This window comes from Deltaproteobacteria bacterium, from assembly GCA_016235345.1.
Classification (GTDB): domain Bacteria; phylum Desulfobacterota; class Desulfobacteria; order Desulfobacterales; family Desulfatibacillaceae; genus JACRLG01.
Genome location: JACRLG010000021.1, coordinates 13,556 through 33,291 on the forward strand (window position 1 = coordinate 13,556; position 19,736 = coordinate 33,291).

The window sequence follows — 19,736 nt, forward strand, 5'->3', positions numbered from 1 at the left end:
TAGCACGCGCCTAAAAATAACGGGGGGTCCGGGGGGCCATCGGCCCCCCGGGAAGCCTTCGGCGTTTTTGCTTATGCTGTTCTGCTTTTACTGTTTTGATTCGGCTTGGCGTCAATCGTACGAAAAGCGCCTCATGCCCACGTTTTGGATCATGCCCACCCCCATCATGGCCACCAGCATGGAGCTGCCGCCGTAGGATATGAACGGGAGCGGCACCCCCACCACTGGCAGGATGCCCATGACCATTCCGGTGTTGATGAACACCTGCCAGAAGAAATATGACACCACGCCCACGCAGATGTACGCGCCGAAGGGGTCCTTGGACTGGTATCCGGCATTCAGGCCCCTCCACAAAAATGCGAAAAAGAGGATTAGGAGGGCCGTGGCCCCCAGGAGCCCCCATTCCTCGGACAGAACCGCGAAAATGAAGTCCGTGTGCTGTTCCGGCAGAAAGGAAAGGGCCTTCTGGGAGCCTTCCATGTAGCCCTTGCCCGAAAACATCCCGCTGCCTATGGCGATTTTGGACTGGATGATGTGATATCCGGCTCCCAACGGGTCCCGGTCGGGGTCCAGAAAGGTCTTTATCCGCTCTTTCTGGTAGTCCTTCAGGTTCATGTACAGAAGAGGTAGCGCCACCAGCCCGCACGAGACCAGAAAGACCAGGGTGCGCCGCCTTATCCCGGCGTAGAAGGTCATGGAGGCGGCGATGATGGCCATCACCATACCGGTTCCCAGGTCGGGTTGGGCCAGAATCAGCAGGAAGGGGACAAAAAGCAGGGCCGCCGGAAGGGCTATTTCCCGCAATCCGAGACCGGAGGCCGAGCCCGACCTGGAATAGAAATGGGCAAGGACTATGACAGCGGTGAGCTTGGCGGTTTCCGAGGGCTGGAAGGCCAGGGGGCCCAAGGATATCCATCTCTGGGAGCCCGACACGGTCTTTCCGAACACCAGGACCCAGGCAAGGGACAGCACCGTCAATATGTAGATGATCCAGACCCAACGGTCCATGAAGTGGTAGTGAAAGGAAAAAACAAGGGCCATCACCATAAGGCCCAGGCCGAACCAGATTGCCTGCTTTACCGCGAAAATCTGCCCCAGCCCGCGCGCGCCGGGCTCAGCCGCGCTGTAAATGGAGGCCACCCCGACCCCGGCCAGGATGAAGACCAGAAGCAGCAGCCACCAGTCGAAATGCGAAACAAGCCTTCTGTCGATCATCATGGCGATTCCCGCCTTCCCTCGACCGGAGTGAAGGCCGCAGCCGTGGTGGGAGTGTAAGTCGAAGCCGTGGTGGGGGTGACGCCTGCGGCGGCCTCGGACGGGGCTTTTTCGTCATCTGCGGACGGATCGGACATCCTCATGTATTCCAGTATCAAATCCCGCGCAACGGGGGCTGCTGTGGACGCGCCGTGGCCACCGTGCTCCACTATCACGGCCACCGCGATTCCGGGCAGGCCCTTGGGGGTGCAAAAAGCCGTGAACCACGCGTGATCCTGAAAACGCCTGTGGGAGCTGGTCTGGTTCAGAAAGTTCTCCCTGTCCTTGCGCCCCACCACCTGGGCCGTGCCGGTCTTGCCGTAAATGCCGTATTTTTCGGACCGGGCGGCCCAGGCGGTTCCGTTTCTTGTGTTGACCACCTCCCAGAGGCCCTGCTTTATGATGGCGAGGTTTTTGGGGCTTGCGGGAAGGCGGCCCAGAACCTCCGGTACGAAGCGATGGGCCACGGAATGATCCGGCCTTTCCACCCGCTCCGCCACCTGGGGCCTGTAGAGAACGCCCCCGTTCGCCACCGCAGCCATGAGGGAGGCCATCTGGAGGGGGGTGGCAAGGTTGTAGCCCTGGCCTATGGCCACGGAGAGGGTCTCGCCCTTTGTCCAGGGGCGGCCCGTGTGCTTCTTCTTCCACTCCATGGTGGGCACAAGCCCCCTGGCCTCGCCGTCCAGGCCGATTCCGGTGACCGCCCCCAGGCCCCCCGAACGTGCGTAATAGGCCAGCCGGTCAACTCCAAGCTGCTCCCCCACCCTGTAGCAATAGACGTCGCAGGATTCGGCCAGGGCCTGCACGGCCTTCACCGGCCCGTGCCCGCCCCGTTTCCAGCACCAGAAATCGCGGTTTCCGAAGGAATAGAAACCGGGGCAGTAGAGCAGGGTTTCCTGGTTAACCACGCCTTCCTCAAGGCCCGCCATGAGGGTTATGACCTTGTAGGTGGAGCCTGGGGGATAGGCCCCGGAAATGGCCCTGTTGTGCATGGGGCGGCGCTCGTCATTCACAAGCCCGGCCCACTGCCGGGCCGTCATGCCGGTGATGAAGAGGTTGGGATCAAAGGAAGGGGTGCTCGCAAGGGCCAGGACCCTGCCCGAAAATGGGTCCAGGGCCACCACGGCCCCGGTTTCCTCGCCCAGAAGTTCAACTGCCTTTGCCTGGAGCCCGGCGTCCACGGTGAGCCGCAGGTTGTTTCCGGGCGCCGCCGGAACCGTGCGCATCACGGAAACAACCCTTCCCCTTGCGTCAACTTCCACCTGCCTGCCGCCCTTGCCCCCGGCGAGCTGGTCCTCGAACATGCGCTCCACGCCTGTCCTGCCCACCATGTCCCCGGCGATTTTCCCCGTGCCGCTCTTTTCCAGCTCCTTTTCCGTTATTTCGCCCACGTAGCCCAAAAGGTGGGCAAAGGAGGCCCCAAGGGGAAAGGACCGCTGTGACCTTGTCTGAACGGATATCCCGGCCAGTTCCAGGGAGTGGGCGCTGACGATGGCGAGCCGGTCGCGGTCGATGTCGGTCTTTATCACCACCGGTGTGAAAGGGGCCTCCTTTTCCGCCTTCAGGAGCCTGGGGCCCCAGATTTTGAGGTCGAGATCGAGGTATTCCCTTAAAAGCGGGAAGATGTTCTTTACGGGCTTTGCATCGCTTGGGGTTATGGATACGTCGAAGGAGGGGCGGTTGTCGGCCAGGACCTGGCCGGTCCGGTCCAGAATCAGTCCCCTGGCGGGGACAACCCTTTGAATCCGCACGCAGTTGTTCTCGCTAAGCCTCGCATATTCCAGGCCGTCCAGCACCTGGAGCTGGTAGAGGCGCACGAAAAGAACGCACAGCCCGGCCAGGATGAAGACCAGGACCCCCGGAATCCTCCGGCGGCTGTGGTCAGTCCAGTCTGTCCTGATAACTGTCCCCAAGGTATACGCGAGGCTCCGTCCGGTCCGTGCGACCGTTCATTTTAACGAAAAGTTTCCTCAGCCTGCCGATGATCCACCAGCCTGCCGGGGCTGCAAAAAAGGCTCCAAGGGCGAGTTCTCCAAAGGAGGGCGCGGCGACCTGCCTTCCGCCAGCCATGAAGGCTGCGGCCACGGAAAAGTAGAGGCCCTGGACAAGGACCCCGGCTGCCGAGGCCAGGGCCACGAAAAAACCGTTTTCAGCGTCGGCGTAGCCGGGAATCCATGCAAGGGCGATGGCTACCCAGAGGTAGACCGTGAAATGAAGCCCGAAGGCCGCGCCGGAAAACGAATCCATCCCTATCCCAAGAATGGCGGCCACAATCACCGACTCCTTTAAGGGGCGCGAAAGGGCCGTGAACAGCACGTAGAAAAGGCACAGGTTGAGATCGATTCCGAAGGGCAGGGAAAATGGCAGGCGGACGGTGTCGAAGACCAGGAAGACGAGGCCGAAAAACGAGTGGAATAGAACCTTCACGACGTTTCCCAGGTCGGGAGGGCAAGGGCGGAAAAAATCACCAGCACCTCCTCCACCTTTCTGAAATCCACCATGGGAGTGATGGTTATTTCCTGGAACATGCCCTCTCCCATCATGGAAACCTGGCTCACGGTTCCAAGTGCCAGTCCGGGCGGGAAGAGCCTGTCCAGGCCGGTTGTGACCACGGTGTCGCCGGGGCTGATGTCCTCCTTGCGGGTCACGTACAGGAAGCGGCAACCCGCCTCCCTTGCACCGGTCACCACTCCCCTTGCGCGGGTGCGCAGAACCCGCCCGTCCACCGAGTGGTTGGGGTCGGATATCGGCACAACCAGGCTGTAGTGGTCCGAGGCCTGGATCACCCTTCCCACCAGCCCCGCCGGGGTCACCACGGGAAAGCCCGGCAGGACGCCGTCAGCCTTCCCGCAGTCGATGACGAGGCTTAAAAACCACCTGCCCGGGCCCTCGCCCACCACCTTGGCGGAAACCGTTGTATAGGCCAGATCGTCCTTTAGGGCAAGCTGGGCCTTGAGTCTTTTATTTTCGTAAATGGCGGCGCGGGTTCTGTTGATCTCCCCCAGGGCCAAGTCGAGCTTACGGGAGAGCCGGGTGTTTTCACGGCTTGCCGTAACGAGGAAAAAATAGTTGTCCCAGATGGATACGAAAAAGGAGGTGAACCTGAAGGCGGCCTCCTGGCAGGGCGACACCACGGCCAGCACCGCGCGAGCGGCGGCGGGGGGATTGGCCTTGCTGCGCGCCGATATGGATACGATAACGGCGAAGAGCACCATGAAGAAAAGAAGCGCCACGAGGGTGGCCGTCTTGCGCGAGAACATTGGCCGTTTCCCGAAATGCCACCCTTGTTCGGGGCCAAAAATCCGGTCAGTTTGGCCTCACCAGCCAGTTTGGAAAAATTGGTGAAAACAGCTTGATATGCAGCCTGGATAAAAACGATGAAATGCAAGGAAGATCAAAGCGGGCGGGAAGGAATAGTACTTGTCGTACATGACGACCCGCCCGCTTTGATCTGACACAGCAGTTCGCGTTTTTAGACGGGCTGCCTAGCGGACGACGACTTCGCGTAGCAGGTCTATGGAATCCAAGGCCGCGCCCGCGCCCCTTGCAACCGCCGACAGCGGGTCGTCGGCGATGGTGATGGGAAGGCTGGTCTCCTCCCTGAGGAGCTTGTCCAGGTTCCGCAGAAGCGCTCCGCCGCCCGTGAGCATTATCCCCCGGTCCACGATGTCTGCGGCAAGCTCCGGCGGGGTCTGCTCCAGGGCGATTTTCACGGTTTCCAGAATGGCCTCTATCTGCTCGGAAATGGCGACCCGGACTTCCTCGGAGTCTATGGCGAGAATCTTGGGAATGCCGCTTACCAGGTCGCGGCCCTTCACCTCTATGGTTTCCACGTTGTCCGGGTCTGGGTAGGCGTTGCCGATCATGGTCTTTATGGCTTCAGCCGTGCGTTCGCCGATCAGGAGGTTGTACTTCCTTTTGATGTACTGGATGATGGCCCGGTCCATCTTGTCGCCCGCGACCCTTATGGAGCGGCAGAAAACGATTCCGGCGAGCGAAATGACGGCCACTTCGGTGGTTCCGCCGCCGATGTCCACCACCATGTTGCAGGTGGGCTCGGTGATGGGCATGCCGGCGCCTATGGCTGCGGCCATGGGTTCGGGGATGAGGAAGACCTCCCTCGCGCCCGCGAACTTTGCGGACTCGCGCACGGCCCGGCTTTCCACCTGGGTGATGCCCGACGGCACGGCCACCACGATGCGGGGGCGCACGAAGGTGCGGTGGTTGTTGACCTTCCGTATGAAGTGCTTCAGCATGGCCTCGGTCACCTCGAAGTCGGCTATGACGCCGTCCTGCATGGGACGTATGGCCAGAATATTGCCCGGGGTGCGGCCAAGGGTGCGCTTGGCTTCCGCCCCCACGGCCAGAACCTTGTTTTTGTAGCGGTCGTCGGTGCGCACCGCCACCACCGAAGGCTCCGAAAGAACGATTCCCTTGCCCTTTACGTAAACCAGCGTGTTGGCCGTACCCAGATCAATGGCAAGGTCGTTGGAAAACAACCCGTGAAACGCATTGAAAAAACTCATGGCGACTCTTCCGGGTTAATGGCTCTTAAGTTCCGGCGGCGTTTTGGAAAAACAAATCCACCGCCAAAACCTGGCCTGTTTGGTTAAAATGAACGGATGTTTGGCCTGCGAAAGGAGTACTTTTTAAGCGAGGTTCGCCGTCGGTCTCACGATTGTTACGGTGTTCCGACGCCCCATGAAAGAAAGCTACCAAAAGCCTTCGCGGTTTACAAGAGAATTGTTGCTTCAAATATTATCGTTTAAATACGGTATGTTATTTTTGGATTGAAGCGCCCGCGCCCTGGGGCCGCAGGCCTTCCCGAAAGCGGTTTCGGGGGTTAAAAAAACCGGGGAAAACCCTTTTTCAAGGGTTTTCCCCGGGGCGAGGCTGCGGAATGAGCGGACGCAGCCCTTCCAAAACACAGGATTTTTTACTTCGCGGGTACCGGGGGAGTCGCCGGTTCCGGCACAACGGGCTGTGCCGGTCCTGGGGTCGCGGAGCCGCCGCCTGCCGGGGCGGGACCGGCGGGCTCGGCGCCGGCTTTCTTGTCGGCCTTTGCAGGGGCCTTCATTCCGGCTTTCTTGGGAGCCTTTTTCATGTCGGCCTTTTTGGGCATTTTTTTGGCCTTTGCGGGCTTTGCAGCCGGTTCGGCCTTGGCTGCGGGAGCAGGGGTGGCCTTCACGTCGGCTGCGGGAGCCATCATTTCGTGGCCTTTCATATCATGTCCGGGAGCTGCTTTTGCTTCGGGGGCCGGGGTGGCCTTGACTTCCGCTACGGGGGCTGCTGCCGGGGGGGCCGGGGCAACGGCGTGATCCGCGTGGGGATTGGCCGGCTGGGCAGCGGCGGGAGCCTCTTCGGCCAGGACCGGGGAAAGAGCCACGAGGCAGAAGGCCAAAATGGTGATCATCGCAACCAATGTCTTTTTCATGCGTTTTCCTCCAAAGTTATTTTTTGGCCGGGTTGGGGCGCTCAATCCTGGTCAATTCTTGCCGGTCCAAAGGCAAAGGGGCATGAAAATCGTTTTCCATGCCTCGAAAACGCGCCCTTCAAAATGTTGTCGTCCGGCTTTCTCAAATGCAAAAGTTATTGGGGCGGCGGAAACTTTTCCGGCGCCCCAATGACTTTCTTGATTCAGCCTAACACTTTTCGTTAAATCCGCAACAACTATATTTTCAAAACGTAATACCGCACCGCGATGTACACCGTGGAAACTGCAACGGTAAGAAACATCGTGGGGATGCCGTATTTAAGGAACCGCACGAAACTGATTGGCGTCCCGGCCTTTTCCGCCATGCCCACCACGATGACATTGGCCGAAGCGCCTATGGCCGTGCCGTTGCCGCCCAGGCAGGCCCCAAGGGAAAGCGCCCACCATACGGGCATGAGGGTTGCGTGCTGGATGCCCTCGCTTATGTGGGCTCCGGCGGCAGGCGCGAAAACCTTGTGGGCCATGTCGATTATTAGCGGGTTCATGGTGGCCACAAAGGGGATGTTGTCAACGATTGCGCTGGATATGGCCGAAAACCACACCATGACCATTGCCAGGGTGAACATGCTGTCCGGGTGCGGGTTGGTGAGGGCTATCATTTTGACTGAAAGGGCCTCAATGAGACCCGATTTCACCGTGCCGCCGATGATTATGAAAAGTCCCACGAAAAAGGCTATGGTGACCCATTCAACGTGGGTAAGGATTTCGTGGGGGTCTTCCCTTGATATAAGAAGAAGGGTGGTTGCGCCCATAAGGGCCACCGTTGCGGGTTCGTAATGGAAAAAGCCGTGAAGCACGAAGCCCAGTATGGTGAAGCCAAGCACGATTCCGCTTTTTTTGAGAAGCGCCGGGTTGGTTATGAGGGTTGATTCGTCCATGGCCATTATGCGCAATTTGCGCTCTTCGGAGACCACGAGCCTTTTCTTGAACACGATGCGCCACACGATGAGCCACACCACCATCATTATGATGACCGCCGGGCTTACGTGGTAGATGAAATCCATGAAATTGAGGCCGGCCTTGGAGGCGATCATTATGTTGGGCGGGTCGCCTATAAGAGTGGCGGTGCCGCCTATGTTGGAGGCCATTACCTCGGTGACCAGAAAGGGCACTGCGTCCACTTCCAGTTCCCGCGCAATCACCAGGGTCACCGGGGCGATAAGGAGCACGGTGGTGACGTTGTCCAGAAAGGCCGATGTAACAGCGGTCACCACGGCAAGGATGACCATGATGGTGAAGGGCTCGCCCTTGCCCGCCTTGGCGCTTTTGACCGCCATGTACTGGAACACGCCTGTCTTCTGCATGATGTTGATTATTATCATCATGGATATGAGCAGGAAGATGACGTTCCAGTCAACGCCGAACTCCATGTTGTGGAGCCCTTCCTCCTGGGTCAGTATCTTTAAGATCAAGACCAGCGCCGCGCCGAAAAGCGCCACCTTGGTCTTGTGAATCTTCTCGGAAACGATGATGGCGTAGGCTATCACGAAAATGGCCGTCGAGGCCCAGAATGCGAATCCGGCAGAATGCATGTTGTCTCCCCAGGCGTTTGAGTGCGGCCCGTTATTAGGGGGCCGGTTAAAAGGACGGCGAAAATTCAGGCAACTGCTTTTCGCGCCAAAAGCCTAACAAGTCAAGAAGCACGACAGGTTTTTTCACGCAAGCCGCATTACCACAATAACCGGCGGCAACCGCAGGACTTGCAGAGCTTTTAGCATGTCTTTACGTTATGGGTGCTTCCCCAAAAATTGTTGCAGGCCGTCCTGCGGGTGGCCTGTTACACGTTTGGCCCTTCTTGTTTCCAGAGCAGGGCCAAATAGTGTTTCACGAAAAATCAGATTGAAACACTATAATCTGATCCGGCCCGTGTCAAGAAAATCCGGCGGGGCGGGGAACATTTGGAGGAAGGCTGCAAGGGGCGCTGTCGGGCGGATTTGAGGCGGACATCCGGGCCTGCTTGAAACGAAGCGTGATTTTGCAGTGATCCTTTGTGGTTGGATCGCGGCACAAAAAAAGGAGGGCGCGGAAGCCTGATCCGGCTTCCGCGCCCTCCTTTGTGAATCCTTATTTTTCAGGCTCGCGCCGATGTCTCTTCTGTTATGCCTTCCCCGCACTTCCGGGCTTCGCGGGGTCGTCGCAGGCAAGGAAGACGAGATGAGCCGGGACCGAGCGTACTTTTTTGTACGCGACCGACCGGCGAGGCGAAGTCTGACGCAGCATCCGACGCCCTCCGCGAAGCCCCTCTCTAAAAGTCGTCGCCGAACAAAGCATCCACCTCCGAATCCACTTCCGTGGCGAATCCGGCCTCGCCCTCTTTTTTCTTGCCCGTGTCACCGGCCTTTTCAGGGGCCGCTTCCTGGACATCTTCAACTGTCTCCAGGCTCACTTCCACGGCGTCGGCGTCGGCCTGCATGGCCAGCATGTCCTCAACTCCCACGGCCGGTTCGACATCGAAGGATGTGTCAGCCGGGGCGTCGATTTCGAGGCTTATTTCCACTGCGTCATCAGCCGTTGAGTCGTCGGCGATGTCGTCATCGAAGGAAATCTCAACCGGGGCGGCGGGTTCCGGTTCCGCAGCCGGTTCGGGGGCATAGACGGGCTCCGGGGCGTAGACCGGTTCGGGTTCCGGCTCATAGGCGGGCGCGGCTTCTTCAACAAGGGTCAGCTCCGGTTCGGGTTCCGCCCTCTCCACCAGGGTGACGCCCACATCTTCGTAGGATTCCTCTGCCCGGCCCACTGCCTCGCCGGAGGCGTCCTTTCTGGATTTGAGAACAAGGACCACAACCAATATGATGACTATTGCAACCACACCGCCGATTATTCCGTAAAGCATTCGATCCTCCTGGCGTCTTGAACACCCGTTGAAAAAGGCTAAATGCGAAGCCCGGATGAAAACGGTGAAATGCTGGAAGGCCTCACCGTCTTCATACAGGCTGTAAGTTGCCCGAAAAACAGCTTGATACACAGGTCCCGAAAACCGCGCGCGGGCCGGTTTCGGTAAAGGCCCCAAAAAAATTTATTTGCCGCGTTCCGAAAAGAGGAGGCGGGCCGTATGGCGCGAAGTGACTCGACACGCGCATAGCAGGCCGGAGCGGACGCCCGAAATGAGCGGTCGGGCATCCTGATCACGCCCTGCATTAAATCACGTTTGCCCCTTACAGGCAAGCATGAATCCGGGCTTTTTTCCCGGAAGGCCCGCCTTCATGAAATGCTTCGGCAATTACCGGCTGGAAAGGCTGTGGAGGATAATTGGCCACTTGACTTGACCCGTCAGTCGGGTATAGTTTGCGGAAAAGGGAAACAGGGCCGGAACCTCACGAAAAAGCGAATCAATCCACCGGGCGGAGAAGAAGGAATGCTGAAACCATCATCCTGGCAAATTATTGCGCGGCATGGGCTGCGGATAGACCGGGCCCTTCACAACTGGGTATATTTCTTCTTTTACCGCCCGTATGTGAAATCGGCGTTCATAAGCCAGCGCCTGATCGAAAAACACCTTCTGTGGTTCAAGCCCCTGGCGAAGCCCGTGCGGGCCGTGTTCAACCGCTATCATTCCAAGGTGCTTTCACGGGGGGACGTGAAAAAGATACTCACCCTTGACCGTGACGTACTGCTCGGCCCGGACAGGGACAAGCGCATAATCCCCTTCGCCTTTGCCAACAAGGTGATCTTCCGGGAGCCGACCCTGATCGCGGTGATGGACTGCCCGTGCAAGGTCGCCCGCAAGTCCTGCAAGCCCGTGGGCTGCTGCATAGCGGTGGGCAGGGATTTCGCCCCCATCTGGCTGGAGCATTGCCGGGAGCGTTACAACGCCCACCAGGTGACCCAGGCCGAGGCGCTGGAGCTCATCGACAGGATGCGAAAGACCGGCCACGTTCAGCAGGCCTTTTTAAAGGTGGGGACCGGGGGCTTGACCGGCGTCATCTGCAACTGCTGCCCCAAGTGCTGCGTCAGCCTGGACGCCAGCCGGATAGCGAAAAAATTCGACAAAAATCTTTATATGAACGCGGAATCGGGTTATTCTGTAGAGCGTAACACGGAAAAATGCATCTCCTGCGGAAAATGCGCGGAAATCTGCCCCTTCGGGGCGGTGGGCATGGAGGGCGGTGCGCCGGTCTACGACAAGGCCCTTTGCATGGGCTGCGAGCTGTGCGTTGACAGCTGCGCCCAGGGGGCCATAAGCCTTTACGCCGACCCGGACAAGGTGCTGCCCTTGGACCTCGATCTTGCCAGGAAAGAGCTTCTGAAACAGTCATGATCAATTCGGTCATCAAGCCCGGAGCGGCCAGGGGCGTGGCCGCAGCAAGAAGGCTCATCAGCCCCTTGGGGCCGGTGGGCGGCGTCTCCTTACGGAACAGCCTTCGTCCGTCGGTTCATGCGGGCAGCGCCACGGCAAGAAACGCCCCGGATTTTTCCGAGCCGGATTTCCTGTTCAAGCTCCTTTTCAACACACGCGGCTATGCCTTGGGCTCCCACAGGTTTTTCATGGATTCGGCGGTGGCCCTGCTTCCCACGCCAAAGGGGGCGCGGTATCGCTATTCGCGCCTCGCGGGCGTTCCGGTCATGTGGATAGGTGGCTACGAGAAAAAGGGCGGCCCGCTTCTTTTTTACCTTCACGGAGGCGGTTACGTGATGGGCTCGCCAAGAACCCACCGCAGCCTATCGGCCTACCTGTGCCGGGCGTCCAAGGCCAAGGGGCTGGTTGTGGATTACAGGCTGGCCCCCGAACATCCCTTTCCGGCGGCCCTGGAAGACGTCCTGGACGTATACCGCTTTCTGGTGAAGAACGGGATGGATTCAAAAAACATCCTGGTGGCAGGGGATTCCGCAGGCGGAGGTCTTACGGCGGCCCTTCTGCTGGCAATCGCCCGAGAGAATCTACCCATGCCCTGCGCGGCCCATCTCATGAGCCCCTGGGCGGACCTCACCGCCAGCCGCCGCTATTACCGTTTCATGCGCCATAGGGCGAAACACGTTGTGGACTGGGGAGCCGACGCCATGGCGGCCATGTACGTGGGGGAAAGTGACCCTGCCGATCCCCTCATCAGCCCGGTCTACGGCGATTTCACCGGCGTCTGCCCCATGTTGATAACAGCGGGCCGCTCGGAGCCGCTCCGGCACGACGGAAGGATTCTTGCGGAACACGCCCGCAGCTTCGGGGTGGACGCAAGGTTTCTGCCCTACGATGGTCCGGTTCACGTGTTCCAGGCCCTTGCCCCCCTGGTGGGTTCCGCAGAAGCCCTCATCGAGCGGGCAGGGGCTTTTTTCATCGAGCAGTTAGGGCAGTAGGCTTCAATCATAGGGCCTTCGAGGCCCTTCCCTCAGCCGTCCAGGCCCAGCATGGCGGAGATTTCCGCCGTATAGCCCCCGTTTTCGTGGATGAAAAGGGGAGGCTCCAGAAGAAGTTCCGGGCCTGAACCCTTTCTGGCCTCCACCAGTATAAGGCTTGCGGGCTCGTCCTTTTTGGGATGGACCATGCGAAGGCGCTTGGGCTCCAGCCCGTTTGCGCAAAGCGTGCTTACGCAGTGGGCCAGGCGGGACGCCGGGTAAACGCAGAAAAAGCTCCCCCTGGGAGAGAGAAGCCGGGAGGCGGCCTCCGCAGCCTGGGCAAGGCTTCCGGCGATTTCGTGGCGGGCGATGGCCTTGGGGGAGAGAGGGTTGGGCCTGCCTGACCCGGACTTGCGAAACGGGGGATTTGAGACAACCGCGTCGATTTTTCCGGGAAGGCCGGGGCAGGGGAGAGTCGTAAAGTCCCGCTGAATGACCTTCACCCTGTCCGAAAAGCCATTGCGCATGGCGTTTTGCGCGGCGGCTTCGGCAAGCTCCCTCTGCAGCTCCAGGCCGTAAACGCACACATCCGGAAACCTGTGGGCCAGTATGAGCCCGATGACTCCGCTTCCGCAGCCCAGGTCAACAATGGTGTCGCTTTTTTTGGCCCTCACGAAAAAGGCCAGCAAAACCGCGTCCAATGAAAACCGGTAGCCGTTCTTCGGTTGCAACACGGTGATTTTACCGGATAAAATAGCGTCTTCGGTGTACCGCCCGCCGTCTCCGTCCGAAGAGGCATCAATCCCGGCCTCAGGTTCTGCGGTTTCCTTCAAAGGGTTCACCTTCCCACCTTGAACCTGATTTCAGAAACGATGTCGCCGCCCAAAAATGCGTTGATGCGGGCCTTCAGGTCGTCCCGCAGATAGATCAGTTCCTGGCACAGGGCCGCGTTTTCCACGCTGGCCACCAGGACCCCGTTCTTGAACGCTGCAGGAGTCGCCGGTATGGGCGCGGCCTCGCAGGCCTTTTCCCAGGCGCGCCAGACTGCGCCCAAGTCCGTTTTTCCGGCCTTTCCCATGATTCGGTCCAGAACCAGCGAAAAGGCCTCCGGCTCGACCCTGATCTTTGAGTTTCTCCGTCCCATGAAGGGATTATTCCCGGCCAGGACCTTTAAGTCAAGAGTGCAGACCGTACCCGTGAAAAACCTCATTGGACTTGCCCAGGGGGTGGAAATTATGGCATAGTGACGGAAAAATCATGGAAAGGCGGAGAACGGATTGAAAATGAACGCGAAACGATTCGCCGTGGCTGCCGGTCTTGCAGCCTTCCTGTTGCTTTCCGGGCTTTCCCCGGCCCTGGCCTGGGCTCCGGGGGAACAGATAGGCCCCGACCTGGACTGGCTCCATGCCCCGTCCGACAGGGCCATGCCCAAGGATGCAACGGAGCCGAAACAGGGCGAGGTCTGGGTCGAACCTGTAACCGGCATGGAAATGCTTTATGTTCCTTCCGGCTGCTTCATGATGGGCAGCCCGCCGGAACTGAGGGAGCCTGAGGACGACGACGACGAGGGGCCGGTCACCAGGGTGTGCCTAACCGGTTTCTACATGGGCAGGTACGAGGTGACCAACGCCCAGTACAGAAAGTTTCGCAAGGAGCACAACAGCGGCGAGTACAAGGTTCCGGGAAACGTTCCCAAGGCCTTTACCTTGAACGACGACGACCAGCCCGTGGTGAACGTGAGTTGGAACGACGCCATGACCTTTTGCAGGTGGCTTTCCGACCAGTCCGGCAACAAGTGGATATTCAGCCTCCCCACCGAGGCGGAACACGAATACGCCTGCCGGGCCGGTACAACCACCATCCGCTTCTGGGGGGACGCGCCAGAAGACGCTTGCAAATACGCCAATGTGGCCGACGCTTCCGCCAAGGAAAAATTTTCCAAGTGGAAGAAGATGTTTCCCTGCGACGACAAGTACGTGGTGACCGCGCCGGTGGGGAAATTCGCCCCCAATCCCTGGGGCTTTTACGATATTCTGGGCAACGTCTGGGAATGGTGCATAGATTGGAAGGGCCATTACCCCAAGGATTTGAAGGCTCCCCTGGTGAATCCCACGGGGCCCGCCCAGTCAAAGGAGGGCCGCCAGGTCAGGGGCGGAAGCTGGGACAACCCGCCAGCCGGGGTCCGTTGCGCGAACCGGAGCTACGGAACGGCCAATTTCAGAAGGTACAACGATGGGTTTAGGGTGGTTCGCATCAACTGACTGCACCCGGAAGCTGTTTCCGGCCTTAAAAAACCATTCCGGCGTAGCCCACGAAGCTCGATCCCCCGCCCTTTTCAAGGCTTGTGGTGTAGGCGATTTTCTGGGCCGTTACCGCCCCCAGGCTCTTTGACGCCGCAATGGCAGCAGCAGCCGCGCCCCCGCAACATGCGTTATGGTTGGAAAGCGACTCGCTTATCACTCCCTCCGCATCCAGTTCCATCATTTTATTCATAACCGCAAAGTCGTTCTGCTCCTTCACCCATTTTACGGCCCCCGGCCCCTGGCCCCTGGGCGAAAACCCGTAGTTGGGGCCGTAGTGGGTGAGGTCCGTGGAGCCTATTACCGAAAGGCGGTATCCGAGGTGAGAGGCCACGTCAACCACCGCGCGGGCAACTGCCAGGGAGCGGATCGTGGGCGGCGCGCCGATTCCCAGCACCTTCACGTCCCCGAAAAAATACCTCACAAGGGGAAGCTGAAGCTCTATGGTGTTGTCCGGGCTGTGGCTTTCAGGGCTTTCCACCAGAAAATCGAAGCCCTTCACCAATAGCGCCGCAGCGTCTTCGGCCACGGAAAGGTTTCCCAGCGGGGTTTCGTATTCGCCCTTATCCATTATTATGTTGGGATGCGAAGGCCCCAGGTGCATTCCGAAAACACAGATTAGATCTGGCTTTCTAAGGGCCGCCATCACGGCCATCACCTTTGCCGCCACCTCGCCCGAATAATACCAGCCCGCGTGGGGGACTATTCCTCCCACCCCCAAAATCCCATGAGCGGGCTTAGGGAGGCCATTTTCGAGAAAGCCCTCTATGGCCGCCCTGCATTCCCCCGGGGTTCCCGGATACCAGGAACCGGCAAAATCCGCCCTTCGTATCATGCGCCCTCCCAAGGTGTCGGTCCCGGATCAAAAAAGCGTTACCTATCCGGCGTTTATGGCCGTGATTTCATTCCATGAAAGTACCTCATTGTATACGCCGTTTGAGGCCTTGCTTGCAAGGGCGAAATCCGGTTTGCGGGCGCACGCCCGGCGCATAAAAAAAGTCGGATTTTTTCGGAATCGTTTTAACAAGGAGGAATCGGGAAATATTGTATTCGGACGGGCCGGATGTTATTATTGAAAAATATGTCTGCCCCTTCCACGACCCGCACATGGACCGGCCATCATGAATTCCAAAGACGCCTACCACGGCATGAAACTCGCGCTTGCCAGAAACGTTGCCATCGGCGCGAACCCCACTGCGGCCAAATTCAGCCAGACCTTTCTGGAGGAGTTCGGGGAGCCGCCCACGGACGAAATGATAGGGGAATTCCAAAAAATCAGGAAGGAGATGGAAAGAAACGAGGTGACCTCGCCGAATTTTGCGGTTCCGCCCAAAAGCGACCCTGCGCCCGCGGCTTCTTCCATCGATCCGGTGGAAAAGGGAGCTTTGCGCGTTGTTTTAAAAGCCGCCTTTCAGGCAGCCGTGGCCGTGACCGACCCATCCGGGCTCATCACGGCCTTTTCATCCGGCGCGTCCCGCATGTTCGGCCTTCCGTCGGACGCGGTTTTGGGCCAGGGAATCGAAAAACTGTTCCTGGCCGCCGAACTGGATGTCTATGCAAAGGTCCTTTCATCCGAAATGGAACGCGAGGTCACGGGTTTTGAGGCCATCACGGCCAGGGCGCGCGACGGACGCCCCTTCGAGCGCGACTGGACCCTTGTGCGCAAGGATGGAAAAAGGCTGGCCGCCCGCGTCGCGGTGGCCTCCTTGCGAGACGTTTCGGGCGTGGCCAGGGGTTTCGTGTTTTCCGTCACCGATATCACCGCGCTCAAACTGGCCCAAGAGGACCTTGCCCGCGCCCGCAGAAACGAGGAGGACGCCCAGGCCCGCCAGGCCGAGCTTCTGGAGAGGCTTTCCACCGCGGTTCGCACGCCCTTGAACTCGGTTCTGGGTTTCGCCGACATACTCGCCGAAAACAGGCAGGACCCCACCCAGGCGGATCAGGCCCGGAGCATCGGGAAAAACGCCCGGGAGCTTCTGGCGGTGATCGACGGGCTTTTGAACGCAAGCAGGATGGAGGCGGGGGAGCTTGACCTTATTCAGACTGAGTTCGACCCGGAAGGCATCATCCTTGCCGTGGCTGAGTCCTTCGGCGTGAAGGCGACGGCAAAGGGACTTTCCCTTTCCTTTCAGGTTGATCCGGGAATTCCAGAGGTGGTGAGCGGAGACCCGGACCGGTTCCGGCAGGTGGTTTCAAATCTTGTGGGAAACGCCGTGCGCTTCACCGAAAGCGGTGAAATCAGGGTTTTGGCGGAATCCCAGGCGGCTGAGGCCGAAAGGATCAAGATAAAAATTTCGGTGGCAGACACGGGTATCGGCATTCCAAAGGAGAGGCTTGGCGGCGTTTTCCAGCCTTCGGCCAAGCCCCGCCTTCAAAGGTCCGCCGATGAGGCCGGCGACATTTCCCTGGCCTATTGCCGCCACATCGCCCTTCTCATGGGCGGCGACCTCACGGTGAGCAGCCGGGAAGGGTCGGGCTCGACCTTCTCCTTCACGGCCTGGCTTGGCCGGGTTCCCGATGCCGAGAAAATGGCCCAGCCTCCCAAGCTCCTCACCGGCAAGAAAATTCTTGTTGTGGACGACTCCGAGCGCAACGTGGAAAGCCTCACCAAAATTTTATCCGCAGCCCGCATGAGGGTCGTTCCCATCATGAACGGCCTGGAGGTGGTCCCCACCCTTCAAAGGGCCAGGGAAGCGGGAAACCCCCTGGACCTGGTACTCTGCGACCTCGCCATGCCCGGAATGGACGGCTACGAGGTGGGCAGCCAGATAAGGCTTCTCGGCGGGGACTTCGCCCGCCTGCCCCTGGTGGCCATCGCCCCTTTAACCGGGCTCGACGCCCAAAAAAGCGCCAAGGCCGGTTTCGACGAGGTGATGACTTCCCCCATCCGCAAGGCGGCCCTGTACGAGGTCCTGGCGCGCCTGCTCACGCGCGGGTCGGTGGTGAGCACGTCCGCAGGCAGGCCGGTCAACTCGCTCAGAATCCTTCTGGCCGAGGACAACCCGGACAACCACAAGCTGGCCAAGTTCATTTTAACCAAGGCGGGCCACGAGGTGGACGGGGCCATGGACGGGGAGCAGGCCGTAAAGATGGTGCTGGAATCGCATGAGGGCTACGATCTGATTCTGATGGACGTGGAAATGCCCAAAATGGACGGATTTGCCGCAGTGAAGATGATCCGCAAGGACGGATTCACGGACGTTCCCATAATAGCGCTGACGGCCCACGCCATGCCCGAAGACCGGGAACGCTGCCTTGCCGCAGGAATGAACGATTACATCTCAAAGCCCCTTAAAAAGGAAAATCTTATCCGCATGGTGGAGAAGTACGGAAAAACGCTGCATTCATGATGTTGTCAAACCTGCTTATGCAAAAGGCCCGGAAAGATTTCCGGGCCTTTTGCTTATTCCGCTCATAAATTCAGGGGAAGGCTTCCAGCGGGCAGATTCGTTTTAAATGGAAACCGCTCGCGCCCCTCCTCCTTGGTCAACCCCGCACGATGTTCCGGCGCAGAAAGCTGAAATTGTCGCCCCAGAAGCGCTTGGACTGGCTGTTGCCCTTGAGCATGTGAAAGGCGTGGCCGACTCCGGGGTAGTATTTCACCTCGTGGGGCGCTTCCCTGCCGGAAAGGGCGGTTTCCAGGCGGCGGGTGTCCGAAAGGAGGATGTCCCTGTCCCCCACCATTGCGAAAACCAGGGGAAACGGACGCTCCGGCCTGGCCTCCGATTCCAGTATCAGAAGCGGGTCGGCCAGGGCGGTTTCCGGCGAGGGCTTCTCCCAGCCGCGCCCGAGGTAGCCACGGGAGACGTCCTGGGCCATCTTGCTGTGAACGCCCAGCCACCTGCCGGAAAACCCCTCTATCGCCTGGGCGTCGAACCGCGTGGTTTCGCTCACCTGCAGGATGCCGCACAGGACCATTATGGCCTTGGGCGTAATTCCGGTCTCGTAAACCATTCTTGCATAGGGCTCACGGCGCTCGAAGGAGGCGCAGATCCCAAGGCCCAGGGTGAGGTTGCCGCCTGCGGATTCACCGGCCACGAAAAGCTGGGACGGGTCGGCCCCGAAGCGGGCCGCGTTTTCCGTAACCCAGCGATAGGCCCGGCAGGAGTCCTCCAGGGCCGCAGGATAGCGGTGCTTGGGGGCCAGCCTGTAATTCACGTTGAAAACCGCCATTTTCCCGTAATGGGAGTAGGCAAGGGCCACCGCCCGGTGGGTCTCCTTGGAGCACATGGAAAAGCCGCCGCCGTGTAGGTAGATGAGGACCGGAAGCTTTCCGTCGGACTGTTTCGGCCTGTAAACGTCCAGGGTGCAGGCGGGGTCGGCTCCCCCGTCATAGGGCAGGTCCCGCGTTATGTCGCTCAAGTCCCTTATTTCCCTCTGACGCCTGGAAAAATCCGAAACAAGGGCCATGCCTTCAAAAAGGCCCTCGAACATGCGGTGCCGGGCTTTTTTCATCAATCTTTCAATCTTCACGAACAATACCTTTCTAAAAACCGGATTTAGCGGCCTGCCACAAGCTCATCCGTCATGCTGTTCAGCCGGTGCCTTATCTTTTCAACCTCAAGGGTTATGAGAAGCCTTCTTTCGCGGCCATCGGCCTTTTCAAGTTCCTTGCGCGACACTCCGGGAGAGTACCTTTCGCAGGAGACCACCATGCGTTCAACCCTTCTTACCGGCCCGATGGGAACGTTGATCCCCCGAAGTCCGCGAGTCAGGGGCACGGTCCAGCCAAAGGGCAGGTTGAGGCGCAGGTTCCATGCGTCGCCCCCCTGGTGGGCCAGGAGGCAGATGTCCGCGTCCGCGAGAACTGCGGCGGCGATCATCCCCGCGTTGTCAAAGGGCCCCACGTAGTCGGTCCACGAAAGGTGGCAGTACATGCCCTCAGGCCCGGTTCCGGTGATGTTGATCCTGCCGTCCTTCAGGCGCGCAACCAGCCCTTCCAGGTCGTAGACCCTGGTGGGGGTCCCAAGGCGGGAAAAAAGGGCCTTCATGCCCGGAAAGCGCATGAGCATGGGATGGGGATAGATGCCAACCACCTTGTCCGAAAGGCCGTGATCGATGAAATATTCCCCAAGCAGCAAGAGCATTGGCGTGGGCGCGTAAAGGGGGCCGTGGGCGGCTATGAAAACCAGCGGGCGGTCGCCGTCGGGAAGGGCGGCTTCCGGGTTTATCAGCTCGAAATCCTTGATGAAAAACTTCCGAAGGCCCTTCACGTAAGGGGCAAGGCGAGAAAGCGGGATTCCTTCGCCCGGCATGGCGATTCCAGGTTCAAGGCTTGTCATTGCTCAGCTTTTCCTTGTGATATCGGCTCGCTATGCGAAAGGCGGCCATTTTACCCTTGTCTTGATCAGCTTCATACAAACAAATAACCCTAAACCCGGAAAAAAATTTTGGCAAGCAATAGAAGGCTTATGAATCCT

At 59.3% G+C, this 19,736-nt stretch carries 17 protein-coding genes; 4 read left to right on the forward strand and 13 right to left on the reverse strand.

The window, feature by feature from the left end; translation table 11 throughout:
* Positions 1-111: 111 nt before the first annotated feature.
* The 8 genes from rodA to HZB23_10185 form a co-directional block, all read right to left on the reverse strand.
* Positions 112-1,215 (reverse strand): rod shape-determining protein RodA, encoded by a 1,104-nt coding sequence (gene rodA / locus HZB23_10150; GenBank protein ID MBI5845017.1) that lies wholly within the window; start codon positions 1,213-1,215, stop codon positions 112-114.
* Complete coding sequence (gene mrdA, locus HZB23_10155; GenBank protein MBI5845018.1) at positions 1,215-3,167, reverse strand: penicillin-binding protein 2; 1,953 nt, start codon at positions 3,165-3,167, stop codon at positions 1,215-1,217. The genes rodA and mrdA overlap by 1 nt, the downstream gene beginning before the upstream one ends.
* Entirely contained in the window at positions 3,136-3,681 is a 546-nt protein-coding gene (locus HZB23_10160) for a hypothetical protein (GenBank protein ID MBI5845019.1), read from the reverse strand. The genes mrdA and HZB23_10160 overlap by 32 nt, the downstream gene beginning before the upstream one ends.
* On the reverse strand, positions 3,678-4,514 hold the full coding sequence (gene mreC, locus HZB23_10165) for a rod shape-determining protein MreC (protein MBI5845020.1): 837 nt from the start codon (positions 4,512-4,514) through the stop codon (positions 3,678-3,680). Before mreC ends, HZB23_10160 begins: the two co-directional genes overlap by 4 nt.
* A 225-nt stretch (positions 4,515-4,739) precedes the next feature.
* Positions 4,740-5,780: a rod shape-determining protein gene (locus tag HZB23_10170; protein MBI5845021.1), complete on the reverse strand. Its 1,041-nt coding sequence runs from the start codon at positions 5,778-5,780 to the stop codon at positions 4,740-4,742.
* A 410-nt stretch (positions 5,781-6,190) separates the two neighbouring features.
* Positions 6,191-6,688: a hypothetical protein gene (locus HZB23_10175; protein ID MBI5845022.1), complete on the reverse strand. Its 498-nt coding sequence runs from the start codon at positions 6,686-6,688 to the stop codon at positions 6,191-6,193.
* Between the two features lie 236 nt (positions 6,689-6,924).
* Positions 6,925-8,280 carry an ArsB/NhaD family transporter gene (locus HZB23_10180; protein ID MBI5845023.1) on the reverse strand — a complete coding sequence of 452 codons (1,356 nt, stop codon included), beginning with the start codon at positions 8,278-8,280 and terminating at the stop codon, positions 6,925-6,927.
* A 713-nt stretch (positions 8,281-8,993) separates the two neighbouring features.
* Positions 8,994-9,581 carry a hypothetical protein gene (locus HZB23_10185; protein MBI5845024.1) on the reverse strand — a complete coding sequence of 196 codons (588 nt, stop codon included), beginning with the start codon at positions 9,579-9,581 and terminating at the stop codon, positions 8,994-8,996.
* 522 nt (positions 9,582-10,103) lie between these two features.
* Between HZB23_10185 and HZB23_10190 the strand changes: the two genes are divergently transcribed.
* Complete coding sequence (locus tag HZB23_10190) at positions 10,104-11,006, forward strand: 4Fe-4S binding protein (GenBank protein ID MBI5845025.1); 903 nt, start codon at positions 10,104-10,106, stop codon at positions 11,004-11,006.
* Positions 11,003-12,037 carry an alpha/beta hydrolase gene (locus HZB23_10195; protein ID MBI5845026.1) on the forward strand — a complete coding sequence of 345 codons (1,035 nt, stop codon included), beginning with the start codon at positions 11,003-11,005 and terminating at the stop codon, positions 12,035-12,037. Before HZB23_10190 ends, HZB23_10195 begins: the two co-directional genes overlap by 4 nt.
* A gap of 32 nt (positions 12,038-12,069) precedes the next feature.
* Here the strand turns inward: HZB23_10195 and HZB23_10200 are convergent, their stop codons facing one another.
* Complete coding sequence (locus tag HZB23_10200) at positions 12,070-12,858, reverse strand: tRNA1(Val) (adenine(37)-N6)-methyltransferase (protein MBI5845027.1); 789 nt, start codon at positions 12,856-12,858, stop codon at positions 12,070-12,072.
* Complete coding sequence (locus HZB23_10205; protein MBI5845028.1) at positions 12,855-13,160, reverse strand: DUF721 domain-containing protein; 306 nt, start codon at positions 13,158-13,160, stop codon at positions 12,855-12,857. Before HZB23_10205 ends, HZB23_10200 begins: the two co-directional genes overlap by 4 nt.
* Positions 13,161-13,299: 139 nt before the next feature.
* On the opposite strand from HZB23_10205, the gene HZB23_10210 reads away from it, so the two are divergent.
* A complete protein-coding gene (locus tag HZB23_10210; GenBank protein MBI5845029.1) occupies positions 13,300-14,277 on the forward strand; it encodes a formylglycine-generating enzyme family protein in 978 nt (325 codons plus the stop codon).
* A gap of 25 nt (positions 14,278-14,302) precedes the next feature.
* On the opposite strand, the gene amrB is transcribed toward HZB23_10210, so the two are convergent.
* Positions 14,303-15,151: an AmmeMemoRadiSam system protein B gene (amrB, locus tag HZB23_10215; protein ID MBI5845030.1), complete on the reverse strand. Its 849-nt coding sequence runs from the start codon at positions 15,149-15,151 to the stop codon at positions 14,303-14,305.
* Positions 15,152-15,437: 286 nt separating this feature from the next.
* Between amrB and HZB23_10220 the strand changes: the two genes are divergently transcribed.
* A complete protein-coding gene (locus tag HZB23_10220; protein ID MBI5845031.1) occupies positions 15,438-17,666 on the forward strand; it encodes a response regulator in 2,229 nt (742 codons plus the stop codon).
* A 136-nt stretch (positions 17,667-17,802) separates the two neighbouring features.
* On the opposite strand, the gene HZB23_10225 is transcribed toward HZB23_10220, so the two are convergent.
* Complete coding sequence (locus HZB23_10225; GenBank protein MBI5845032.1) at positions 17,803-18,789, reverse strand: alpha/beta hydrolase; 987 nt, start codon at positions 18,787-18,789, stop codon at positions 17,803-17,805.
* Between the two features lie 26 nt (positions 18,790-18,815).
* Positions 18,816-19,598, reverse strand: a complete 783-nt coding sequence (locus HZB23_10230; GenBank protein ID MBI5845033.1) for a hypothetical protein — start codon at positions 19,596-19,598, stop codon at positions 18,816-18,818.
* Positions 19,599-19,736: the final 138 nt, after the last annotated feature.